We start from the raw sequence: 20,173 nt of genomic DNA, 5'->3' as shown, positions 1-20,173 counted from the left end.
TAATTTATTAATAATCTTGAGATTAAAGCTGAACTATTTTTATGGTTCAGCTTTTTTATACCTTAAAAACGCATTTACTTTTTTAATAAACGCGATACTCTTAAAGGTATACGGCATGGTATAAAAATAAGGTACACTTATATTGATTTGAATCATCGCAGCAAATGGGTGATTATTGTACTATGTTCTTATTGTTATCTCGTGTAATTATCACTAGGTAAATTAGAGTTTTTTTGAGCACTGTTAATTTGGTATGCCATTCTATGGCATTTCGACGGTGCTAAACGTCACTTTTTTAGGTGGTGTTTTGAAATTAACAAATTTATTGTAGTTTTAGTTTATTAAGTTTGGATTAATTACTCATCATCTATCTTGACAGAGTTTAGGCTACACAGCCTTTAGTTACTTAAATGGAAGGGAAGGAAACATGAAACTAAAATCACTAACTATAGCTTTAGCTCTTGCTGCAACAAGTGCTTCTAGCTTCGCTGCTGAAAAGCAAGGTTTTTATATTGGTGCGTTTGGCGATTACTATGATAATTCATGGGAAAATGTTCGTGACTACGCACCAGGCGGTCTTGATGTTGATGATTCAACAGGCTGGGGTCTAGAGTTAGGTTACCGCTTCAGTGATTACTGGAGTGCGCGTCTAGAATACGCTGATATGGATTTTGACTGGAAAGCTGAATTAAACGACGGTACGTCGATGAGTGGTTCAGAAAGTGGTAAGCGTTACGGTATTGATGGTCTTTACCACTTTGGTGGTGGTCCTTTCTACGGTATTTTTGGTTTAAAAAATCTTGATGCGGTTGATGAAGATTTAATGTTTGCTAATGTGGGTGCAGGTTATCAACACTACTTTACAGAGCATTTCGCATTTAATGCAGAAACGTCTTTATACCAAGGTCTAGACCGTGGTTATACAGATGTGGGTGCTAAATTAGGTCTTAGCTACATCTTCGGTGCTCAAAGCGCGCCAGCTGAGCCTGTAGAGCCTGCTCCTACGGTTGTTCCTGTTGCTGTAGAACCAGTAGATAGCGATGGCGATAATATCCCTGATGCAGACGATCAATGTGCAAATACACCAATGACTGACGCTGTTGATGGCACTGGTTGTACGCTATATGAAGATCGTGAAGTAACTAAGAGCTTACTAATCACGTTCCCTAACAACACATCTAAAGTATCTCAACAATACCTAGATGATATTGATGCTGCAGCAGCATTCTTAAAAGAGCACCCAGGTACTGACGTAGTGCTTGAAGGTCATTCTTCATCAGTAGGTAAAGCTGACTACAATAAGTGGTTATCTAAGAAACGTGCTGATGCGGTTGCTAAGAAACTAATCGAAGATGGCATTGATCCAATGCGTCTAACTACTGTTGGTATGGGTGAAGAGCGTCTTAAAAACCCAGCAAACACACCAGAAGCTCACGCCGAAAACCGTCGTGTTGAAGCGAAAGTAACTGTCATTGAACGTGTTAAAGTAGAGCGTTAATCTAACTCTTTACGAATTAAGTGATCTATTTTGAGGCAATAAAACCTCGTTGATAACAAGGCAAAAATTTCGTTATTTAGTTGTTCTAAATCAGAAATTTTTAACGCCGTTAGTGACAGGTTTAATCCCTCAAAATGATTAAGTATTATTGCGGATTGGTATTAGATAGGAATGATTCTTAATAAATATTCATTTGAATAGCGTTTTTTTCTAGTACTATTCATGATATTTATAGTGACTATTAAACTCCTTACTTACCGCATGGATTTTCATCTATACTTAAAAGCTTTATAATTAACTGTCAGAATACTATAAGTACTGGGTCTTAATTGGTATTTAGCTTAATACTACCGAGTACTTTCACGTCACCAAGAGGGCAATATTGTGCTACAAGAATATCGTAAACACGTAGAAGAACGTGCCGCGTTAGGTATCGTACCAGCGCCATTAGATGCTCAGCAAACGGCTGATCTTATTGAATTAATCAAAAATCCACCGGCAGGTGAAGAAGAGTTTATCGTTGATCTTCTAGTTAACCGTGTACCACCAGGTGTTGATGATGCTGCTTACATCAAAGCAGGTTTCTTGGCTGCAGTTGCAAAAGGTGAAGCGAGCTCTCCACTTGTATCAAAAGAAAAAGCAGCTGAGCTACTTGGTACTATGCTAGGTGGTTACAACATCGCGCCTATGATTGACCTTTTAGATGACGAAGCGTTAGCGCCAATCGTTGTTAAAGGTTTATCAAACACATTATTAATGTTTGATGCTTTTTATGATGTAGAAGAAAAAGCGAAAGCGGGTAACGAATTTGCTAAGCAAGTAATCGAATCTTGGGCAAATGCTGAGTGGTTTGTGAACAAGCCCGCAGTTGCTGAAAAAATCTCAGTTACCGTATTCAAAGTAACTGGCGAAACAAATACTGATGATCTTTCACCTGCTCCAGATGCATGGTCTCGCCCTGATATTCCACTACACGCTTTAGCAATGCTGAAGAACGAACGTGATGGTATCAATCCTGAAAAGCCAGGTGAAGTTGGTCCAATCTCACAACTAGAAGAGCTTAAAACGAAAGGTTTACCTCTTGCATACGTTGGTGATGTAGTTGGTACGGGTTCGTCTCGTAAATCTGCAACTAACTCTGTACTTTGGTTCATGGGTGATGATATTCCTCACGTACCGAACAAACGCGTTGGTGGTGTATGTTTAGGCGGTAAAATCGCTCCTATCTTCTTCAACACAATGGAAGACTCTGGTGCATTACCAATCGAACTACCTGTTGATGAGCTAAACATGGGTGACCAAATCGATATCTTCCCATACGAAGGTGTTGTTAAGCGTCACGGTACTGATGAAGTAATCTCGACTTTCTCTCTTAAATCAGACGTAATCCTTGATGAAGTGCGTGCTGGTGGTCGTATTCCACTGATCATTGGTCGTGGTTTAACTGATAAAGCACGTGCATCACTAGGTATGGAAGCAGAAGATATCTTCCGTAAGCCTGCGCTTGTAACTGACTCTGGTAAAGGCTTCACATTAGCTCAGAAGATGGTTGGTAAAGCATGTAACATGCCTGGCGTACGTCCTGGTCAATACTGTGAGCCGAAAATGACAACTGTTGGTTCGCAAGATACAACAGGTCCTATGACACGTGACGAACTTAAAGACCTTGCGTGTTTAGGTTTCTCTGCAGACTTAACAATGCAGTCTTTCTGTCATACATCAGCTTATCCTAAGCCAATCGACGTAAACACTCACCACACACTTCCTGATTTCATCATGAACCGTGGCGGTGTATCACTACGTCCTGGTGACGGTGTAATCCACTCATGGTTAAACCGTATGTTATTACCAGATACAGTAGGTACTGGTGGTGACTCACATACTCGTTTCCCTCTAGGTATTTCATTCCCAGCGGGTTCAGGTGCGGTAGCATTCGCAGCAGCAACAGGTGTAATGCCTCTTGATATGCCTGAGTCAATCTTAGTACGTTTCAAAGGTGAAATGCAGCCAGGTATCACACTACGTGACCTAGTTCATGCTATCCCTTACTACGGTATCAAAGAAGGTCTTCTTACAGTTGAGAAGAAAGGTAAGATCAACGAATTCTCTGGTCGCGTACTAGAAATCGAAGGTGTTGAGCACCTAACGGTTGAGCAAGCTTTCGAACTTTCTGATGCATCAGCTGAGCGTTCAGCGGCAGGTTGTACTGTTAAACTTTCTAAAGAGTCTATCGCTGAATACCTTGAGTCAAACATCGTAATGCTTAAGTGGATGATCTCTGAAGGTTACGGCGATGTTCGTACTATTGAGCGTCGTATCACGGCAATGCAAGAGTGGTTAGCTAACCCAGAACTTATGGAAGCTGATGCAGATGCAGAGTACAAGCACGTACTTGAAATCGATCTTGCAGACATCAAAGAGCCAATCCTTTGTGCTCCAAATGACCCAGATGATGCGCGTCTTCTTTCAGACGTAACAGGCGAGAAAATCGACGAAGTATTCATCGGTTCTTGTATGACTAACATCGGTCACTTCCGTGCTGCAGGTAAACTACTAGATGGTTTCAGTGGCCGTATCCCAACTCAACTTTGGGTTGCACCACCAACGAAGATGGACAAAGACCAGCTTACTGACGAAGGTTACTACGGTATCTTTGGTCGCGTAGGTGCACGTATCGAAACGCCAGGGTGTTCACTATGTATGGGTAACCAAGCACGTGTTGCTGATAAAGCAACAGTTGTTTCTACCTCTACGCGTAACTTCCCTAACCGTCTTGGTACTGGCGCTAACGTATTCTTAGCATCAGCTGAGCTTGCAGCAGTAGCGGCAATCTTAGGTAAACTACCTACACCTGCTGAGTACCAAGAGTATGCAGATAAGATCAATGCAACTGCAGCTGATACTTATCGTTACCTGAACTTCCACCGTATGCCTCAATACACTAAAAAGGCAGACAAAGTAATCGTTCAGCAAGCTGTTTAATTTTAGCTAAATTAAATGACAATTAAGCCCGCTTTTAGCGGGCTTTTTATTTTAGATAAAATTTCTAAAATATTTATAAATACGATCTTAAAGCTACATAAATCATCATCAGCGTTTACATAATAACGCAAAAATTTCCTACCAATTGCATTAAAATCCTCGCCAATATTCTCAACGTATTAAGGCGAGATCGAAATGACTACATTAAACAACCAGAACCTTTTACAACTTCGTTTTGTAAGCCAAGCACATATTGACGCAGTTAAGCCTTCTTTTGCTAACCTACCTGCAAACCCATACGCAGATGGTGAATTTCGTAAGCGTCGTTATTCAGTAATCAAAGTTGTTGATGGTGAATTAAAACTACAACCAACAAAAGCATTTGTGCAAGATGACTCAATCAATACCTTCCAAGGTAATGTTGAGCGTACTTATGAAAATCTAGAAGATAGCTTATTAGCGACTGATGGCATGAAGCAAATCGTTAATCAATTTCGCGATATGACGGGTATCAGTGATGATCGCGTTATTGAAATTCATCAGTTCAGAATGCTTGCGATCGACAGCGACACTCCAGCTGCACCTGAAGGTGTTCACCAAGATGGTTTTGATCACGTATGCGTATGTGGTGTATCACACGAAAACCTAGAGGGTGGTGAGCTACTTGTTTATGAACACCAACAAGCTGAACCATGTTTCAAAATGGAAATTAAAGACGGCATGTTCGCACTGATTAATGACCGTGAAGTATGGCACAACGCTACACCAATGAATAAATTAGACGCAAGCAAAGAAGGTTACCTTGATTGCTTCGTACTAACTGCGTAAGGGTAAACCATGAACTTAACGCAATTACGTCGCCAGTTCCCTGCACTTATGCAACAAGTTGCAGGTCAGTCACCGATTTTCCTTGATGGTCCGGGTGGCTCGCAAGTACCACAGTCAGTTCTAAGCGCTATGAGTGCATATTTGGGTTACTTCAACTCAAACTTAGGCGGTGCATTTTTCTCAAGTGATAAAACGGTAGAGTTAATGGCAAATGCTCGCCAAGCTGCAGCCGATTTATTAAATGCGCCATCTAAAGAGCAAATCGTGTTTGGTGCAAACATGACAAGCTTAACGTTTAGCTTTAGTCGTGCCATCTCACGTGATTGGACTGCTGATGATGAAATTATTGTCACCAATGCTGATCACTTCTCAAACGTATCATCTTGGCAGCAAGCTGCTGAAGATAAAGGCGCGACAGTAAAAACTACCCTTATCAACGAAGCTGATTGCAGCCTAGATATGGCACATTTTGAAAGCCTTTTATCTAGCAAAACAAAGCTTGTTGCTGTGACATATGCATCAAACACCACTGGTTCAATTAATGACATTAAACGCATCGTTGAGCTTGCACATGCTGTTGGTGCGCTAGTTTATGTTGATGCCGTACATTATGCACCTCATGAGCTAGTAGACGTACAAGCACTTGATTGTGACTTCTTAGCCTGCTCTGCATATAAGTTCTTTGGTCCTCACCTTGGTATTGTCTATGGCAAACGAGAGCACCTTGAAGGTTTCACACCGTATAAAGTTGAACCTGCAAAAGATGTTGCGCCAGGTCGCTGGGAAACGGGTACACAAAGCTTTGAAGCGCTAGCTGGCTTAATTGCTGCTGTTGATTACATTGCTGCAATTAGTGAACTTGATGATAGTCATTCACGCCGAGATAAATTAGCTGCTGCATTTGCTATGACTAAACAGCATGAAATGGCATTAAGTAAGCATTTCTTAACGCGTTTAGCAGATTACCCGCGCATCAAGTTGTTCGGTATTGATGATCTAGAGCGCGTAGCTTCACGCACACCGACTTTTGCTTTAACGTTTGAAGGCATCGAACCACGCGTTGTGTCTGAATTTTTAGGTAAGCAACATATTTGCGTGTGGGACGGTAACTTTTATGCACAAGGTCTATGTAAGCAGCTAGGTGTATTAGAAACCGGCGGTGTAGTACGCATTGGTTGTATGCATTACAACACTATTGATGAGCTTGATAAGGTTTTCGATTTATTTGATCAATTACTGGCAGATTAAAGCTGAGTTGTTGGTTTTAAGCTATTAGTTTTAAGCAGCCCGAGTGGGCTGCTTTTTGTTAGCATAAGAAAGCGTGATATCAAACGTTGCATTCTTTCTACTAACAGCTTGCCGCTAAGATTGTGGTTGTCCATAAATTTGTTCCGCGCGGTTGAATAAGACCCACGAGGTTAAAATATACTTATCATTTGAAATTGGCTTATTACCACGGTGCGTGTGGGTAAAATAGCCCGGTGCTACGACCATAGAACCCTGTTTAGGCGATATTTTTCGTTGTTGATAGTAAAACTCAGTTTCACCACCTTCTTCTACATCATTTAGATAAAACATAAATAGCAGTACACGATGCAGAGCTTCGTTATGGCCAGCTTGTGGGTATACCTCGCTATGCCAATAAGGATAGCCACCTTTATTAATATCGTATTTTTGTGCTTGAATAGGGCCCATACGAAAAATCTGCTGCACGAGTAATGGCAATTGTGGTTTGCCGACTTCTTCAAAGTTATCTTGTGTTAGGTCAACAGGTTTGCCTGTTTGCGGATGGTAAACCTTTAAACCAAAGGCACCAATCATCATAAAAATATGCTCTTCAAGGTATTTGAAGACGTAACCCGCAGTCGTTTGTTGAATATGCTTTAGTTGCTCAGCGTATTCAGGGTGGTTATTAAGGTATAAATCGCGGCTGTCTTTTTTCGCTAAATCTACTCCGCCTGAGGTAATGCCTTGTTTTAAATGCGGGCTTTGTTCAAATACCGTGATAAAGTTGTCGCAAAATTCTTTGCTGAGGGCGTTTTCGTATACGCGAATAAAGTCCGTCATGAGCTACCTTTAGTTTATATTTTTTATAGGGTTACTATGTTTACTGAAACTATCACACCACGCTTTAGCGAAACAGATGTGCTAGGGCACATCAACAATACCGTACTCCCTGTATGGTTTGAAGCCGCCCGAGCGCCTATTTTCAGGTTTTTTACGCCCGATTTAAACCCTTATGAGTGGAAACTGATCATTGCTAAGGTTGAAGTAAGCTTTGTGGGTGAGTTGTTTTATGGTCACGATGTCACAGTGAAAACTAGTGTTGAGCATGTCGGCTCTAGTTCATTCGTACTGCGCCAAGAGGCTTGGCAGCAGGATAACTGCTGTGCCGTTGGTAAAACTGTACTAGTACGTTACGACTTTGCAAATAAATGCTCGCAAAAACTTAATGAGCAAGAAAGGGCTGACCTCACAACGCATCTAATCGCTGATGAATAAGCCATTTTTTGCCGACATTTATGTGTGCTTGGGGTAAAATGCGCCTTCATTATTTTGACTGAGTAATTTTGGGTTACACGCAATGCTGTTAATGATCGACAATTATGATTCGTTTACATACAACCTAGTGCAATATTTTCAGCGCTTGGATCAAGATGTATTAGTTAAACGAAACGATGAGATCAGTATCGCTGAGATTAAACAACTTAACCCAGAGCACATCGTACTTTCACCTGGGCCCTGTTCGCCAAACGAAGCGGGTATTTCTTTACAAGTGGTGGAACAACTAAAAGGGCAGTTGCCAATTCTCGGTATTTGCTTAGGGCACCAAACCATTGCTCAGGCTCTGGGTGCTGATGTTATTCGCGCTAAGCAAGTGATGCATGGCAAAACATCATTAGTTAAACATACCAATCAAGGTGTGTTTAATGGTTTAGCTAACCCGCTGACGGTGTGTCGTTATCACTCACTTGTGGTTGATAAACAAAGCTTACCTAGTGACTTCACTATTACTGCATGGACAGAACAAAATTCTGATTTTGATGAAATTATGGGGATCATGCATAATGATTTAGCACTTGAAGGCGTGCAATTTCACCCCGAAGCAATTTTGACCCAACAAGGGCTTGAATTACTTGCTAACTTTTTAACTCGCTTCTAATCTTAGGCTAGTGAATTAACAAATATGACCGACAATACGCCTGTGCAAATGACTGAAGAAACCCGACAACAAAGGACTGCGATGGTGCTTAATGAGCGCGCGCACGATCTTTTGCTTGGTCATAGTTTTGCGCAGCGCCAAATTGGCTTTATTCATACCTTAGAAATCGATTATGGCGAGTCAATGGAGCAACGTACTTTATTAGAAGTAGAAGTTGCTGCTGAAAAAAAACGTCAGAAGGTAAGCACGGCGCATCATAAATATCGTGCTCAAGCGAGTAAGCAGTTACATCAAGTTATTGAAACAGCGATGAATAAGCAGCTTGAAGATATTGATACTGTAATTCACGAAACGATTGGGATTCAAGACAGTGTACCTGCTATTTTAGATATTTTAGCTGTACGTTCAGCTTCAGTGGGTCGACTTGAGCCTTTGGTTAAAGATTTAAGCTGGCTGGGGCGCGAGCTAGTCGCGTTTGTGAACTTGCCTTTTTACCGTCAACAACGTAATAAGCATACTTCCGTTAAAGTTGATAACCCGCTTTTAGCACTTCGTTACATTGGTTTAGATAACTTGAAGTTTGTTGTGCCGACATTTGCTGTACGCCACTGGATGCCTCATAGTACTGAGCCATTCCCGCTTTTAAAGCGTCGACTAAGAGATAATTCAATGGCGTGTGCCATTGCAGCGCAAGAAATAGCAAAGCTAAATGGCGTAAATGAAGAACATGCATTTACGCTTGGAATGCTGCTTGATGTTGGGAAGATTGCCTTAGTACGTTTGTATTTACGCACTTTTGAGCGAGTTTGGCAGCGTAAAGTAACTATGGCGCGTGATGAACAAAAGAAAGACTTACATACCGCATTATTAGAGCTCAAGCCTGATCCTTTGTTTTTAAGTAGTTTGCTTAGCAAGTTGTCATTAAAAGTAACCGCAACAGTAATTGAACAAATGGCCTTTAGGTATTTACCATTTAATGCGGTGATGCAGCAGTTAACGACTCCATTAGCTAAAAACGATGAATATTTGCCGCTTACCAAGGTGATTTTAAAAGCACGTTGTTACGCTCAGTTTTTAAGTTTAAATGAGCATCAATTGGTCGAAAGTGACGAAACTGAGCGTTGGTTTGCACACTTCGATTTCACTAAGGAAGAGCTTGAACAGTTAGCTAAATGCAATTTTGATCACTTTCATATCCAAATTAATTAAAAAAATTGTTAATTTTTTTGCGACTATTCATTCATTGTTTATCAATCCACAGCGACAAAGTTTTTGTCATTAGCCAGTGCTTGGCTCACTAGCCTTACGCCTTTTTGTAGTATTTCGAGCAAAAAAAGGCCTTCAAATAGTTATTCACTATCCATGAAAAAATATCTCAAGCCCTTTGTTTTCAAGGCCTGCATGAAAGTTTTCTAAGAGACATAACGAAAATTTTCTGAAATAATGGATGAATGAAAATTGAACCAAAGAGTAATTTTGGTGATTTTGCGCTAAGCTCAATCGGCTAAGTAAAATGGCTTAGTTTTGCTTTAAAGCGCCACCAAACTCTGTGTGTGCTTACAATTATGAGGATATAAAATGACAGTCAATCGCGAATTATTTGATCAAGTAATGGTTCCAAACTATGCACCATCAAGTGTTATTCCAGTTCGAGGCGAAGGTTCTCGCGTATGGGACCAAGAAGGTCGTGAATTTATCGATTTTGCGGGTGGTATTGCTGTTAACTGTCTTGGCCATTGTCACCCAGCTCTTGTAAGTGCATTAAAAGAGCAAGGCGAAAAGATTTGGCACTTATCAAATGTAATGACTAATGAGCCAGCGCTTCGCTTAGCTAAAAAGCTAACTGACGCAACGTTCGCTGAAAAAGTATATTTTGCTAACTCAGGTGCAGAGGCAAATGAAGCGGCACTTAAACTTGCACGCCGTTTTGCACTTGATAACTTTGGTGAGCAAAAGTCACAAATTATCTCATTCAACAAAGGTTTCCACGGCCGTACATTCTTTACTGTAACAGTAGGTGGTCAAGCTGCATACTCTGATGGTTTTGGTCCAAAACCTGGTGATATCGTTCACTGTGACTACAACGATTTAGCGGCATTTGAAGCGCTTATCTCAGACAATACTTGTGCGGTAATGATGGAACCTCTACAAGGTGAAGGTGGCATTATTTCGCCAACTGCTGAGTTTGTTGAGGGTGTTCGTGAACTGTGTACTAAACACAATGCACTACTAATTTTTGATGAAGTACAAACCGGTGTTGGTCGAACGGGTGAGCTTTATGCTTATCAAGGTCTAAATGTAACTCCAGATATCTTAACGACTGCAAAAGCGTTAGGTGGTGGTTTCCCTATCGGTGCGATGATCACCACAACTGATATTGCTAAGCACTTAAAAGTGGGTACTCATGGTTCTACTTACGGTGGTAACCCACTTGCGTGTGCAGTAGCTGAAGCTGCATTCGACACAGTAAATACACCAGAAGTACTTAACGGCGTTAAAGAAAAGTCAGCGTTATTCCGTGAGTTACTAACTGCGATTAACGAAAAGTACAATGTATTCACTGAAATCCGTGGCGAAGGTCTATTAATTGGTGCTGTAGTAACAGAGCAATTCAAAGGTCGTGCAAAAGAGTTTTTAGTGGCTGGTACTGCAGAAGGTGTTATGTCTTTAGTAGCTGGCGCTGATGTTGTTCGTTTCACTCCGTCACTTGTAATTCCAGAAGCTGATATCCGCGAAGGTATGGCTCGTTTCGAAAAAGCAGTTGCAAAAGTCGTTAACGGCTAAACGAAACTGTCATTTCAGGGCAAGTTAAGCTTGCCCACATTTCTTAATTTACCGTTATTTATAAGGGAGCAAGCGGACTTATGATGATCCTTCGCCCAATCCAGCAAAGCGATTACCAAGCGTTAGTAAAGATTGCTGATGAGTCAGGCCATGGCTTTACGTCTTTGCCTAATAATGAAGAGTTATTACAAAAGAAAATTGATCATTCTGTCAGCTCATTTGCAAAAGCTACGCAACAGCCAGGTGATGAAGGTTACTTGTTTGTTCTTGAAGATAGCGAAACGGGTGAAGTTGTAGGGACTTCGGGGATTGAAGCTGCAGTTGGTTTAGATGATGCTTTTTATCATTATCATCTAAGCAAAGTGATTCATTCTTCTCGTACGTTAGACGTGTATAAAGCCGTTGATATATTAACCCTGTGTAACGATTACACCGGCGCAACTGAGCTGTGCACATTATTCTTAAAAGATGGCTACCGTAAAAATAATAACGGTAAATTGCTTTCAAAAGCGCGTTTTATGTTTATTAATCAACATAAAGAGCGTTTTGCTGACACCGTAATTGCTGAGATGCGTGGTGTTTCTGATGACAATGGCGAAAGCCCATTCTGGCAATGGCTAGAAGAGCACTTTTTCTCGATGGACTTTCCAACGGCAGATTACTTAACGGGTATTGGCCAAAAAGTATTTATTGCCGAGTTAATGCCTAAATATCCTATTTACGTCAACTTACTGAGCAAAGATGCGCAAGCTGTGATTGGTCAAGTGCATGATAATACACGCCCTGCGATTGAACTTTTAAAGAGCGAAGGTTTTACCTTCAATGGTTATGTAGACATTTTTGATGCAGGCCCAACTGTTGAAGCAAAAGTTGATAACATTGCTACAGTGAGAAATGCCCAAACGGTTAAAGTAGAAATTGGTGAAAGCCAAGGCGACACTACGGTATTGTTAGCAAATGATAAAATTGCTGATTTTAGAGCAACCGTGACTCAAGTTAGCCTATCATGTGATGCCGATAGCATTACAATCTCAAGTGAATTAGCAAAAGCACTTCACTTAGAAGCGGGTGATTCAGTATCACTTGCAAAACTATAGAATTCAGGAGACATATTAATGACTCATGCAGCGCAATTTATTAATGGTCAATGGCAAGCAGGCCTTGGTCATACTTTTCAATCTGTAAACCCAGCAAATAATGATGTAATTTGGCAAGCAAACACTGCCACTGCTGAACAAGTAGACGGCGCAGTCGCTGCTGCACGTGAAGCATTTTACAGCTGGGCTGATAAAACATTTGCAGAGCGTTTAGCGATTGTAAAAACATTCGCAGAAACGCTTAAAGAGCACAGCGAAGAATTAGCGATTTCTATCGCACAAGAAACAGGTAAACCACTTTGGGAAACACGCACTGAAGCAGGTGCGATGGTGGGTAAAATTGCTATCTCTGAAAAAGCATTTTTAGAGCGCACAGGTGATGTTGAAAACCCAATGCCACAAGGGCGTGCGATGATCCGCCACAAGCCTCATGGTGTAGTAGCTGTGTTTGGTCCTTATAATTTCCCTGGTCACTTACCAAATGGTCACATTGTGCCTGCACTTCTAGCTGGTAATACCGTGGTATTTAAGCCGTCTGAGCTAACGCCAGCAGTTGCTGAGTTAACGTTAAAGTTATGGCAAAAGGCTGGCCTGCCTGCAGGTGTTATCAACCTTGTGCAAGGTGAAGTAGAAACGGGTAAAGCGCTGGCATCTCATAAAGGGATTGACGGTTTATTCTTTACGGGCTCTTCGCGCACTGGTCATATTTTACATGAACAGTTTGCTGGTCAACCGGGTAAAATCTTAGCCTTAGAAATGGGTGGTAATAACCCGCTTATCGTTACTGATGTTGCTGATACTAAAGCGGCTATCCACGATATTATTCAATCTGCGTTTATCTCTACAGGTCAGCGTTGTACATGTGCGCGTAAGTTATTTTTACCAGCAGGCGAGCAGGGTGACGCCATCCTAGCGGGTCTTATTAAAGCAACGAAAGCAATTAAAGTCGGTGACTACGACGCAGAAGATCAACCTTTCATCGGGTCAATGATTTCTTCAGCGGCAGCAGCTGGTATGGTCAAAGCGCAACAGCAGCTTGTTGAGCTTGGCGCAGAAGTGCTTGTTGAGCTTACACATAAAGAAAATACCGGTTTCGTAACTCCGGGTATTTTAGAGTGTACAAATGTAGCTAACTTCCCAGACGAAGAGCACTTTGGACCACTGCTTAAAGTATTCCGTTTCACTGATTTTGATGCTGCTATTGATAAAGCGAATGACACAAGCTTTGGTTTATCAGCAGGCTTATTAAGCGACAGTGCAGCAGATTACGACCATTTCCTACGTCGTATTCGTGCGGGTATCGTAAACTGGAACCGTCCTATCACGGGTGCATCAAGTGCTGCACCATTTGGTGGTATTGGTGCATCAGGTAACCACAGAGCAAGCGCATATTATGCTGCTGACTATTGTGCATATCCGGTTGCTTCGGTAGAACTTGAAAAAGTAGCAATGCCAGCGACATTAAGCCCAGGCTTAAAAATTGATTAATAATCGTAAATCATTACAAAAAGCAGCTTTGGCTGCTTTTTTTGTATGAGATGCTTGGCAAAGGTAGCAATTAAAAGCGCTTTCTGCTTAAATCTAAAGAGATAGTTTTTTATTAGGTGTGTAGTCGTATGGTTTTAGATAGGCAAGGGTACGATGATCTTGTCATGTATCTCACTCAAAATTTAGCGCTTTTTGAGAAGCCGGGTCAAATTAAACCAGGAGCTCCAACAGTGTTAGAGCTGATTGAAGATGTGATAGCAGAAAATGTCATGTTACTTTGCGAGCAACACACTGAGCTTAGTACTGAACAACGCAGCCAAATTGTTCGCGAAGTCGACGGTATCGTATATGACTTACAAGAAGTGCTAAGCAGCGTCACCAATCATACAGTAACCGTTGAACAGCACGCGTTTATAGATGAGTTTGCTGGATTAGTGAAAAACTTATTTGATAGTGCTGTTGTAGAAAGTGCCTAATGTATAAAGCACAACACAATTTCTAGTCTTTAAGCGAGCAGCTCAACGTTAGGCAACTCGCTTTCCTTTAAAGCTCACCTCTTATCCCTTGCATCTGTGTGTGACTTGCTTACAATCAAGCAAAATAACTTTAAGAGATAAAGCACATGCAAGCGAATGTAAAATGGGTAGAAGGCGATACGTTTATTGGCCTTTCAAATTCAGGCCATAATGTAGTTTTTGATGCAGGTAGCGATAGTGCTGCGCCAAGCCCAATGGAAATGGTTTTAATGTCAGCAGGTTGTTGTTCATCTGTTGATGTTGTTAGTATTTTAAAAAAAGCCAAGCAGTCATTTTCTGATGTGCAAGTTAAGCTAACAGCTGAGCGTGCTGAATCAGCGCCTCGCGTGTTTACTAAGATTAACCTACACTTTGTGGTTACCGGTGATAATGTCTCTGAAAAGCACCTTGCAAGAGCGGTACAACTGTCTGCTGAAAAGTATTGTTCTGTAGCCTTAATGCTTGATAAAACAGTAGAAATTACGCATAGTCATGAAGTTGTGCAAGAACAGGTAAAATAACGCTTTTTCCGAGCAGAAAATTCGTATAAAATCCGCGAACTTTTATTTCTGCTGGTGCAGGTTTCACTCGTTTTAAGGTTGGTTTAGCATGAATAAACCCTTCGATAAAATTAAGCTTCATGGCTTTAATAACTTAACTAAGAGCTTAAGCTTTAGTATTTACGATATTTGTTACGCAAAGACGGAACAACAGCGTAAAGAATATATTGAATATATCGACGAACAGTACAGTGCTGATCGCCTTACCGATATTTTAGGTGAAGTTGTGGATATTATTGGCGCAAACATTCTAAATGTTTCTCGCCAAGATTATGATCCGCAAGGTGCCAGCGTGACAATCTTGATCTCTGAAGAGCCAATTGAGCAACAAACAACGTATGACGTTGATGAGGCGCCGGGCCCTCTTCCTGAAACAGTAGTAGCGCACTTAGACAAGAGCCACATCTGTGTTCACACATACCCAGAAGCACACCCTGATGATGGTATTTGTACGTTCCGTGCTGATATCGAAGTATCAACGTGTGGCATTATTTCGCCATTAAAAGCGTTAAACTTCTTAATTCACAGCCTTGAGTCTGATGTTGTAACAATTGACTACCGCGTACGTGGTTTTACTCGTGACGTAGATGGTGTTAAACACTATATCGATCACGCAATTAACTCAATTCAGAACTACATGACTGAAGATACCAAAGAAGCGTACCAAATGATGGACGTGAACGTGTATCAAGAGAACTTGTTCCACACGAAGATGATGTTAAAAGAAACTGACTTGAATACTTACCTATTCGGTGTTTCTACAGCAGATCTTTCTGAAGAAGAAGAAGAAGTTATCTACTCTAAGCTGACCCGCGAGATGCAAGAAATCTTCTACGGTCGCAACTTACCAGACACTGAGTAAGTCACTAAAGCTTTAAAGAAACGGCGCGTAATGTAAGTTACGCGCCGTTTTTTTATGCCTCATTGACTGCACTTACCTGTGCTTATATGCTGATTAAAAGGCCAATTTAAGGATAGATATGTCAGTTGTTCTCTCGCAGTCAGTATTTTTAGCAGAGCAAGTGCGTGACCATGAAGGACCCGCAGCTAAGCGTTCTGGTATCACCTTGTATGAGCTTATGGAGCGAGCAGGGCTGGCGACTTATCAGCAAGCTATCAGCTATTTTCCTAAAGCAAGTACATTCGTTGTGTTAGCGGGCGTTGGTAATAATGCCGGCGATGGTTATGTTGTTGCTCGTTTAGCTAAACAAGCGGGCAAACAGGTTACGGTTATTGCAGCAATACCTGATAAACCGCTCAAAGGTGATGCGCTCAGTGCTCAGCAAGCTTGGCTCAACGCAGGAGGGACAATTACCGCTGATGCCAGTGCTATTGAGCAAGCAGATATCATTATTGATGGCCTGCTTGGCACGGGAATTCAAAGCGCGGTGCGCGAGCCTTTTTCACAGCTGATTAAAGCTGCCAACGAAAGCCAAGTGCCGATAGTTGCTATTGATCTACCTTCAGGCATACATGCCGACACAGGTGTCGTACAAGGAGTGGCAATAAAAGCCGCGCTCACTGTGACTTTTGTAGGTATTAAACAAGGTTTAGTGACAGGGCAAGGGCGAGAGCATACAGGGACATTAGAGTTTAATGATTTAGGTATTGAAGATGCCTTTTTAAAACTGACATCACCCACGGCAGAGCTTATCAATTATCAGACACAGCCGAGGCTTTCTGATCGCGATAACAACAGCCATAAAACCAGCCATGGTAAATTGCTGTGTATTGGTGGTAATTCAGGCACTGCAGGCGCTATTCGTTTAACTGCAGAGGCAGCGCTTCGCACCGGTGCGGGTATGGTCAAAGTGTATACCCATAGTAGCTCTATTCTACCAGTGAGTATTGGCCGGCCAGAACTAATGGTGACAGATACAAACCTGATTAGCGCCCTAGAGTGGGCAACCTGTGTGGCTATTGGCCCTGGACTTGGTCAAGACACTTGGTCGGAAACAACCTTTGAAACCGTCATGCAGTATTGCTTTACTAATAACAAGCCTCTGGTTATTGATGCAGATGCACTTAATTTAATGGCTCAGCATGCTTCGTCATTTCCATTGGCTAATACCGTAATCACACCACACCCCGGTGAGGCTGCAAGGTTACTTAATTGTCGCGCTCGCGATATTGAAGAAAATCGCTTTCATGCGGTAAAGCAGCTCGCACGTAGCTATACCACTACTTGTGTACTCAAAGGTGCTGGCAGTTTAATTGCTGATAATAACCAAACATGGGTGTGTACCGACGGTAACCCTGCACTTGCAGTTGGTGGCAGTGGCGATGTATTAACAGGTATCATAGCGGCACTAATCGCACAGGGGCTTACTCCTCAGCAAGCAGCTTGCTTAGGCGTAACCTTACATGCAAAAGCCGGTGACATTGCCGCAGAACGTGAAGGCGAAAGAGGCATGTTAGCGAGTGATTTGTTTGTGATAGTGAGGGAGTTGGTTAACTGAGCCGTCAGCCGTCAGCCGTCAGCCGTCAGCCGTCAGCCGTCAGTTTCTGATAGCTGACAGCTTAAAACTGATAGCTAAAAGAAAACCCAGCCGGGGCTGGGTTTTTAAAGCGAGGTGCTTAGGAGGTGATGTTTATCACATCATGCCGCCCATACCACCCATGCCGCCCATGCCGCCCATATCTGGAGCAGCTGGCTCATCTTTCGGGATTTCAGCAACCATTGCTTCAGTTGTGATCATAAGACCCGCGATTGAAGCTGCGTACTGTAGTGCAGAACGCGTTACTTTAGTTGGGTCTAAGATACCCATTTCGATCATGTCGTTGTACTCGCCTGATGCTGCGTTGTAACCGTAGTTACCTTCACCGCCTTTTACTGAGTTAACAACAACAGATGCTTCGTCACCTGCGTTAGTTACGATTTGACGAAGTGGTGCTTCCATCGCACGTAGTGCAACTTTGATACCGTGGCTTTGGTCTTCGTTGTCGCCAGCAAGTTCAACAAGTTTGCTTGCTACGCGAACTAGTGCAACACCACCACCTGGTACAACACCTTCTTCAACCGCTGCGCGAGTTGCGTGTAGAGCATCTTCAACGCGGTCTTTTTTCTCTTTCATTTCGATTTCAGTTGCTGCGCCAACTTTGATTACTGCAACACCGCCAGCTAGTTTAGCCATACGCTCTTGTAGTTTCTCTTTATCGTAGTCAGACGTCGCTTCTTCGATTTGTGCTTTGATTTGTGCAACACGACCATTGATGCCGTCTTCTTCGCCTGCACCGTCGATGATTGTTGTATCATCTTTAGTGATCACAACGCGCTTCGCTGTACCTAGGTCTTCGATTGTCGCTTTCTCTAGCTCTAAACCGATTTCTTCAGAAATAACAGTACCACCTGTTAATACTGCGATGTCTTGTAGCATTGCTTTACGACGGTCGCCAAAACCAGGTGCTTTAACAGCAGATACTTTAACGATACCGCGCATGTTGTTTACAACAAGTGTTGCAAGTGCTTCACCTTCAAGGTCTTCAGCAATGATAAGTAGTGGCTTGCTAGCTTTAGCAACAGCTTCTAATGTAGGTAGTAGCTCACGGATGTTAGATACTTTTTTGTCTACAAGTAGAATGAATGGGTTGTCTAGCTCTACAGCGCCTTTTTCAGCGTTGTTGATGAAATATGGAGAAAGGTAACCGCGGTCAAACTGCATACCTTCAACTACGTCTAGTTCGTTTTCTAACGACTGACCTTCTTCAACAGTGATAACGCCTGAATCACGGCCTACTTTTTCCATTGCTTCTGCAATAATGTCACCGATTTCTTTATCAGAGTTAGCAGAAATAGTACCTACTTGTGCAATTGCTTTAGTGTCTGCACATGGAACAGACAGTGCTTTAAGCTCTTCAACTGCTGCAGTAACTGCTTTGTCGATACCACGCTTAAGGTCCATTGGGTTCATACCCGCTGCAACTGCTTTTAAGCCTTCGTTTACGATAGCTTGCGCTAATACTGTTGCAGTTGTTGTACCGTCACCTGCAGCGTCATTCGCTTTAGACGCTACTTCTTTAACCATTTGAGCGCCCATGTTTTCGAACTTGTCTTCAAGCTCGATTTCTTTTGCAACAGATACACCATCTTTAGTGATCACTGGAGCGCCGAATGATTTGTCTAATACAACGTTACGGCCTTTAGGACCTAAAGTTACTTTTACTGCGTTTGCTAAAATGTTTACGCCAGTTAGCATTTTGCCACGTGCGTCACCTGCAAAAAGTACTTCTTTTGCTGCCATGATTAAATTCCTCTTAAATTCTGTAAACGGGTTGCTAAACGAAAAGTAGGATTAGCCTACAATGCCTAGAATGTTATCTTCACGCATGATCAGGTACTCTTGACCTTCGATCTTTTCAGCTTTTTCAACATAAGAGCCGAACAGCACAGTGTCACCGGCTTTAACTTCTAATGCTCTTACTTCACCGTTGTCTAAAACACGGCCATTACCAACAGCGATAACTTCTCCGCGAGTTGATTTTTCAGCTGCAGAGCCAGTTAATACAATACCGCCAGCAGACTTAGTTTCTTCTTCTAGACGCTTAACGATGACGCGATCATGTAAAGGACGAATGTTCATTTATTTAGTTCTCCTAACAGTTTCTGAACAGTACAGAAAAAATCTTGTGTTATTGCAGGGGAGTGCTAAGCCACCCGTTGCGTTTCATTGCATTCATTAATGGGGGTGGCTTAAAAAAATCCAAGTAAAAAAATTAAAAAATTTTAATCTTTTCGCTCAAATTCACCATCAATAGTTGTAGGTTGATGGTTTGGTTCTTCATGAGTGGTTGTTTTACTATGATATTGGAAGTGTGCAGAGCCTTGATTTGCCTGCGAACTCATGCGCACGGTCGCTTGACTAGCAAGGCCTGCAGCCAGTTTGTTGCGGATTGCTGGCGTAAGTAGTAAAAAGCCAAAAAAGTCAGTCATGATGCCTGGTGTCATTAATAAAACACCGGCGATAATCACACATAATCCAGTAAATAATTCTTTTGCAGGCATTTGCCCTTGTGCCATTTGTAATTGCACGTTTTGAATCGCGCCCATACCTTGCTGCTTCACTAATTTCGCACCGACAATCGCGGTCACAATTACAAGCGCTATGGTGGCAAAGCCGCCGATCACTTCACTCACTTGGATGAGTAACGCGATCTCCACAATCGGCACTAAAATAAATAACAAAAACAAAAATCTAAACATAACGCTCTCTAAAAAATGTCATTCTCTTTCGAGTCAGTGAAATATAAATTGGGGTGAG

General features: G+C 42.1%; 18 protein-coding genes. 14 read left to right on the top strand and 4 right to left on the bottom strand.

What is annotated here, in order from left to right; translation table 11 throughout:
• Nucleotides 1-427: 427 nt before the first annotated feature.
• From IRQ78_RS11360 to IRQ78_RS11345, 4 genes are all read left to right on the top strand, one after another.
• Complete coding sequence (locus tag IRQ78_RS11360) at nt 428-1,498, top strand: OmpA family protein (protein WP_054552410.1); 1,071 nt, start codon at nt 428-430, stop codon at nt 1,496-1,498.
• 384 nt (nt 1,499-1,882) lie between these two features.
• The gene (gene acnB / locus IRQ78_RS11355) at nt 1,883-4,480 is read left to right on the top strand and encodes a bifunctional aconitate hydratase 2/2-methylisocitrate dehydratase (RefSeq protein ID WP_054552411.1); all 2,598 of its coding nucleotides are present in this window, start codon (nt 1,883-1,885) and stop codon (nt 4,478-4,480) included.
• A 195-nt stretch (nt 4,481-4,675) separates the two neighbouring features.
• The gene (locus tag IRQ78_RS11350) at nt 4,676-5,308 is read left to right on the top strand and encodes a 2OG-Fe dioxygenase family protein (RefSeq protein ID WP_054552412.1); all 633 of its coding nucleotides are present in this window, start codon (nt 4,676-4,678) and stop codon (nt 5,306-5,308) included.
• A gap of 9 nt (nt 5,309-5,317) precedes the next feature.
• A complete protein-coding gene (locus tag IRQ78_RS11345; protein WP_194442208.1) occupies nt 5,318-6,556 on the top strand; it encodes a cysteine desulfurase-like protein in 1,239 nt (412 codons plus the stop codon).
• Nucleotides 6,557-6,670: 114 nt separating this feature from the next.
• Here the strand turns inward: IRQ78_RS11345 and IRQ78_RS11340 are convergent, their stop codons facing one another.
• Nucleotides 6,671-7,375, bottom strand: a complete 705-nt coding sequence (locus IRQ78_RS11340; RefSeq protein ID WP_054563475.1) for a 2OG-Fe(II) oxygenase — start codon at nt 7,373-7,375, stop codon at nt 6,671-6,673.
• 36 nt (nt 7,376-7,411) lie between these two features.
• On the opposite strand from IRQ78_RS11340, the gene IRQ78_RS11335 reads away from it, so the two are divergent.
• The 10 genes from IRQ78_RS11335 to IRQ78_RS11290 all read left to right on the top strand — a co-directional run bounded on the left by IRQ78_RS11335 (nt 7,412) and on the right by IRQ78_RS11290 (nt 17,374).
• Entirely contained in the window at nt 7,412-7,810 is a 399-nt protein-coding gene (locus IRQ78_RS11335; RefSeq protein ID WP_194442206.1) for an acyl-CoA thioesterase, read from the top strand.
• Between the two features lie 82 nt (nt 7,811-7,892).
• Entirely contained in the window at nt 7,893-8,471 is a 579-nt protein-coding gene (locus IRQ78_RS11330) for an anthranilate synthase component II (protein ID WP_054552416.1), read from the top strand.
• A gap of 48 nt (nt 8,472-8,519) precedes the next feature.
• Nucleotides 8,520-9,680 (top strand): HDOD domain-containing protein, encoded by a 1,161-nt coding sequence (locus tag IRQ78_RS11325; RefSeq protein ID WP_138618066.1) that lies wholly within the window; start codon nt 8,520-8,522, stop codon nt 9,678-9,680.
• 369 nt (nt 9,681-10,049) lie between these two features.
• Nucleotides 10,050-11,255, top strand: a complete 1,206-nt coding sequence (locus tag IRQ78_RS11320; protein ID WP_054552417.1) for an aspartate aminotransferase family protein — start codon at nt 10,050-10,052, stop codon at nt 11,253-11,255.
• A gap of 80 nt (nt 11,256-11,335) precedes the next feature.
• Nucleotides 11,336-12,352 (top strand): arginine N-succinyltransferase, encoded by a 1,017-nt coding sequence (gene astA, locus IRQ78_RS11315; protein WP_194442204.1) that lies wholly within the window; start codon nt 11,336-11,338, stop codon nt 12,350-12,352.
• 18 nt (nt 12,353-12,370) lie between these two features.
• Nucleotides 12,371-13,840 (top strand): succinylglutamate-semialdehyde dehydrogenase, encoded by a 1,470-nt coding sequence (gene astD / locus IRQ78_RS11310; protein ID WP_194442202.1) that lies wholly within the window; start codon nt 12,371-12,373, stop codon nt 13,838-13,840.
• Between the two features lie 128 nt (nt 13,841-13,968).
• Nucleotides 13,969-14,316: a DUF3802 family protein gene (locus tag IRQ78_RS11305; RefSeq protein WP_054552420.1), complete on the top strand. Its 348-nt coding sequence runs from the start codon at nt 13,969-13,971 to the stop codon at nt 14,314-14,316.
• A gap of 146 nt (nt 14,317-14,462) precedes the next feature.
• Complete coding sequence (locus tag IRQ78_RS11300) at nt 14,463-14,876, top strand: OsmC family protein (protein WP_054552421.1); 414 nt, start codon at nt 14,463-14,465, stop codon at nt 14,874-14,876.
• Nucleotides 14,877-14,964: 88 nt separating this feature from the next.
• Nucleotides 14,965-15,777: an adenosylmethionine decarboxylase gene (gene speD / locus IRQ78_RS11295; RefSeq protein WP_054552422.1), complete on the top strand. Its 813-nt coding sequence runs from the start codon at nt 14,965-14,967 to the stop codon at nt 15,775-15,777.
• A gap of 118 nt (nt 15,778-15,895) precedes the next feature.
• Complete coding sequence (locus tag IRQ78_RS11290; protein ID WP_194442201.1) at nt 15,896-17,374, top strand: NAD(P)H-hydrate dehydratase; 1,479 nt, start codon at nt 15,896-15,898, stop codon at nt 17,372-17,374.
• Nucleotides 17,375-17,509: 135 nt separating this feature from the next.
• On the opposite strand, the gene groL is transcribed toward IRQ78_RS11290, so the two are convergent.
• The 3 genes from groL to IRQ78_RS11275 form a co-directional block, all read right to left on the bottom strand.
• Nucleotides 17,510-19,156, bottom strand: coding sequence for a chaperonin GroEL (gene groL / locus IRQ78_RS11285; protein ID WP_054552424.1), 1,647 nt, complete (start codon nt 19,154-19,156; stop codon nt 17,510-17,512).
• Nucleotides 19,157-19,207: 51 nt separating this feature from the next.
• Entirely contained in the window at nt 19,208-19,495 is a 288-nt protein-coding gene (locus tag IRQ78_RS11280; RefSeq protein ID WP_036973362.1) for a co-chaperone GroES, read from the bottom strand.
• A 143-nt stretch (nt 19,496-19,638) separates the two neighbouring features.
• Nucleotides 19,639-20,115, bottom strand: a complete 477-nt coding sequence (locus tag IRQ78_RS11275; RefSeq protein WP_054552425.1) for an FxsA family protein — start codon at nt 20,113-20,115, stop codon at nt 19,639-19,641.
• Nucleotides 20,116-20,173: the final 58 nt, after the last annotated feature.

This window comes from Pseudoalteromonas simplex (assembly GCF_015278155.1).
GTDB lineage: Bacteria > Pseudomonadota > Gammaproteobacteria > Enterobacterales > Alteromonadaceae > Pseudoalteromonas > Pseudoalteromonas simplex.
Note: the sequence above shows the minus strand (reverse complement) of the source record. Positions and strands in the feature narration are given on the sequence as shown.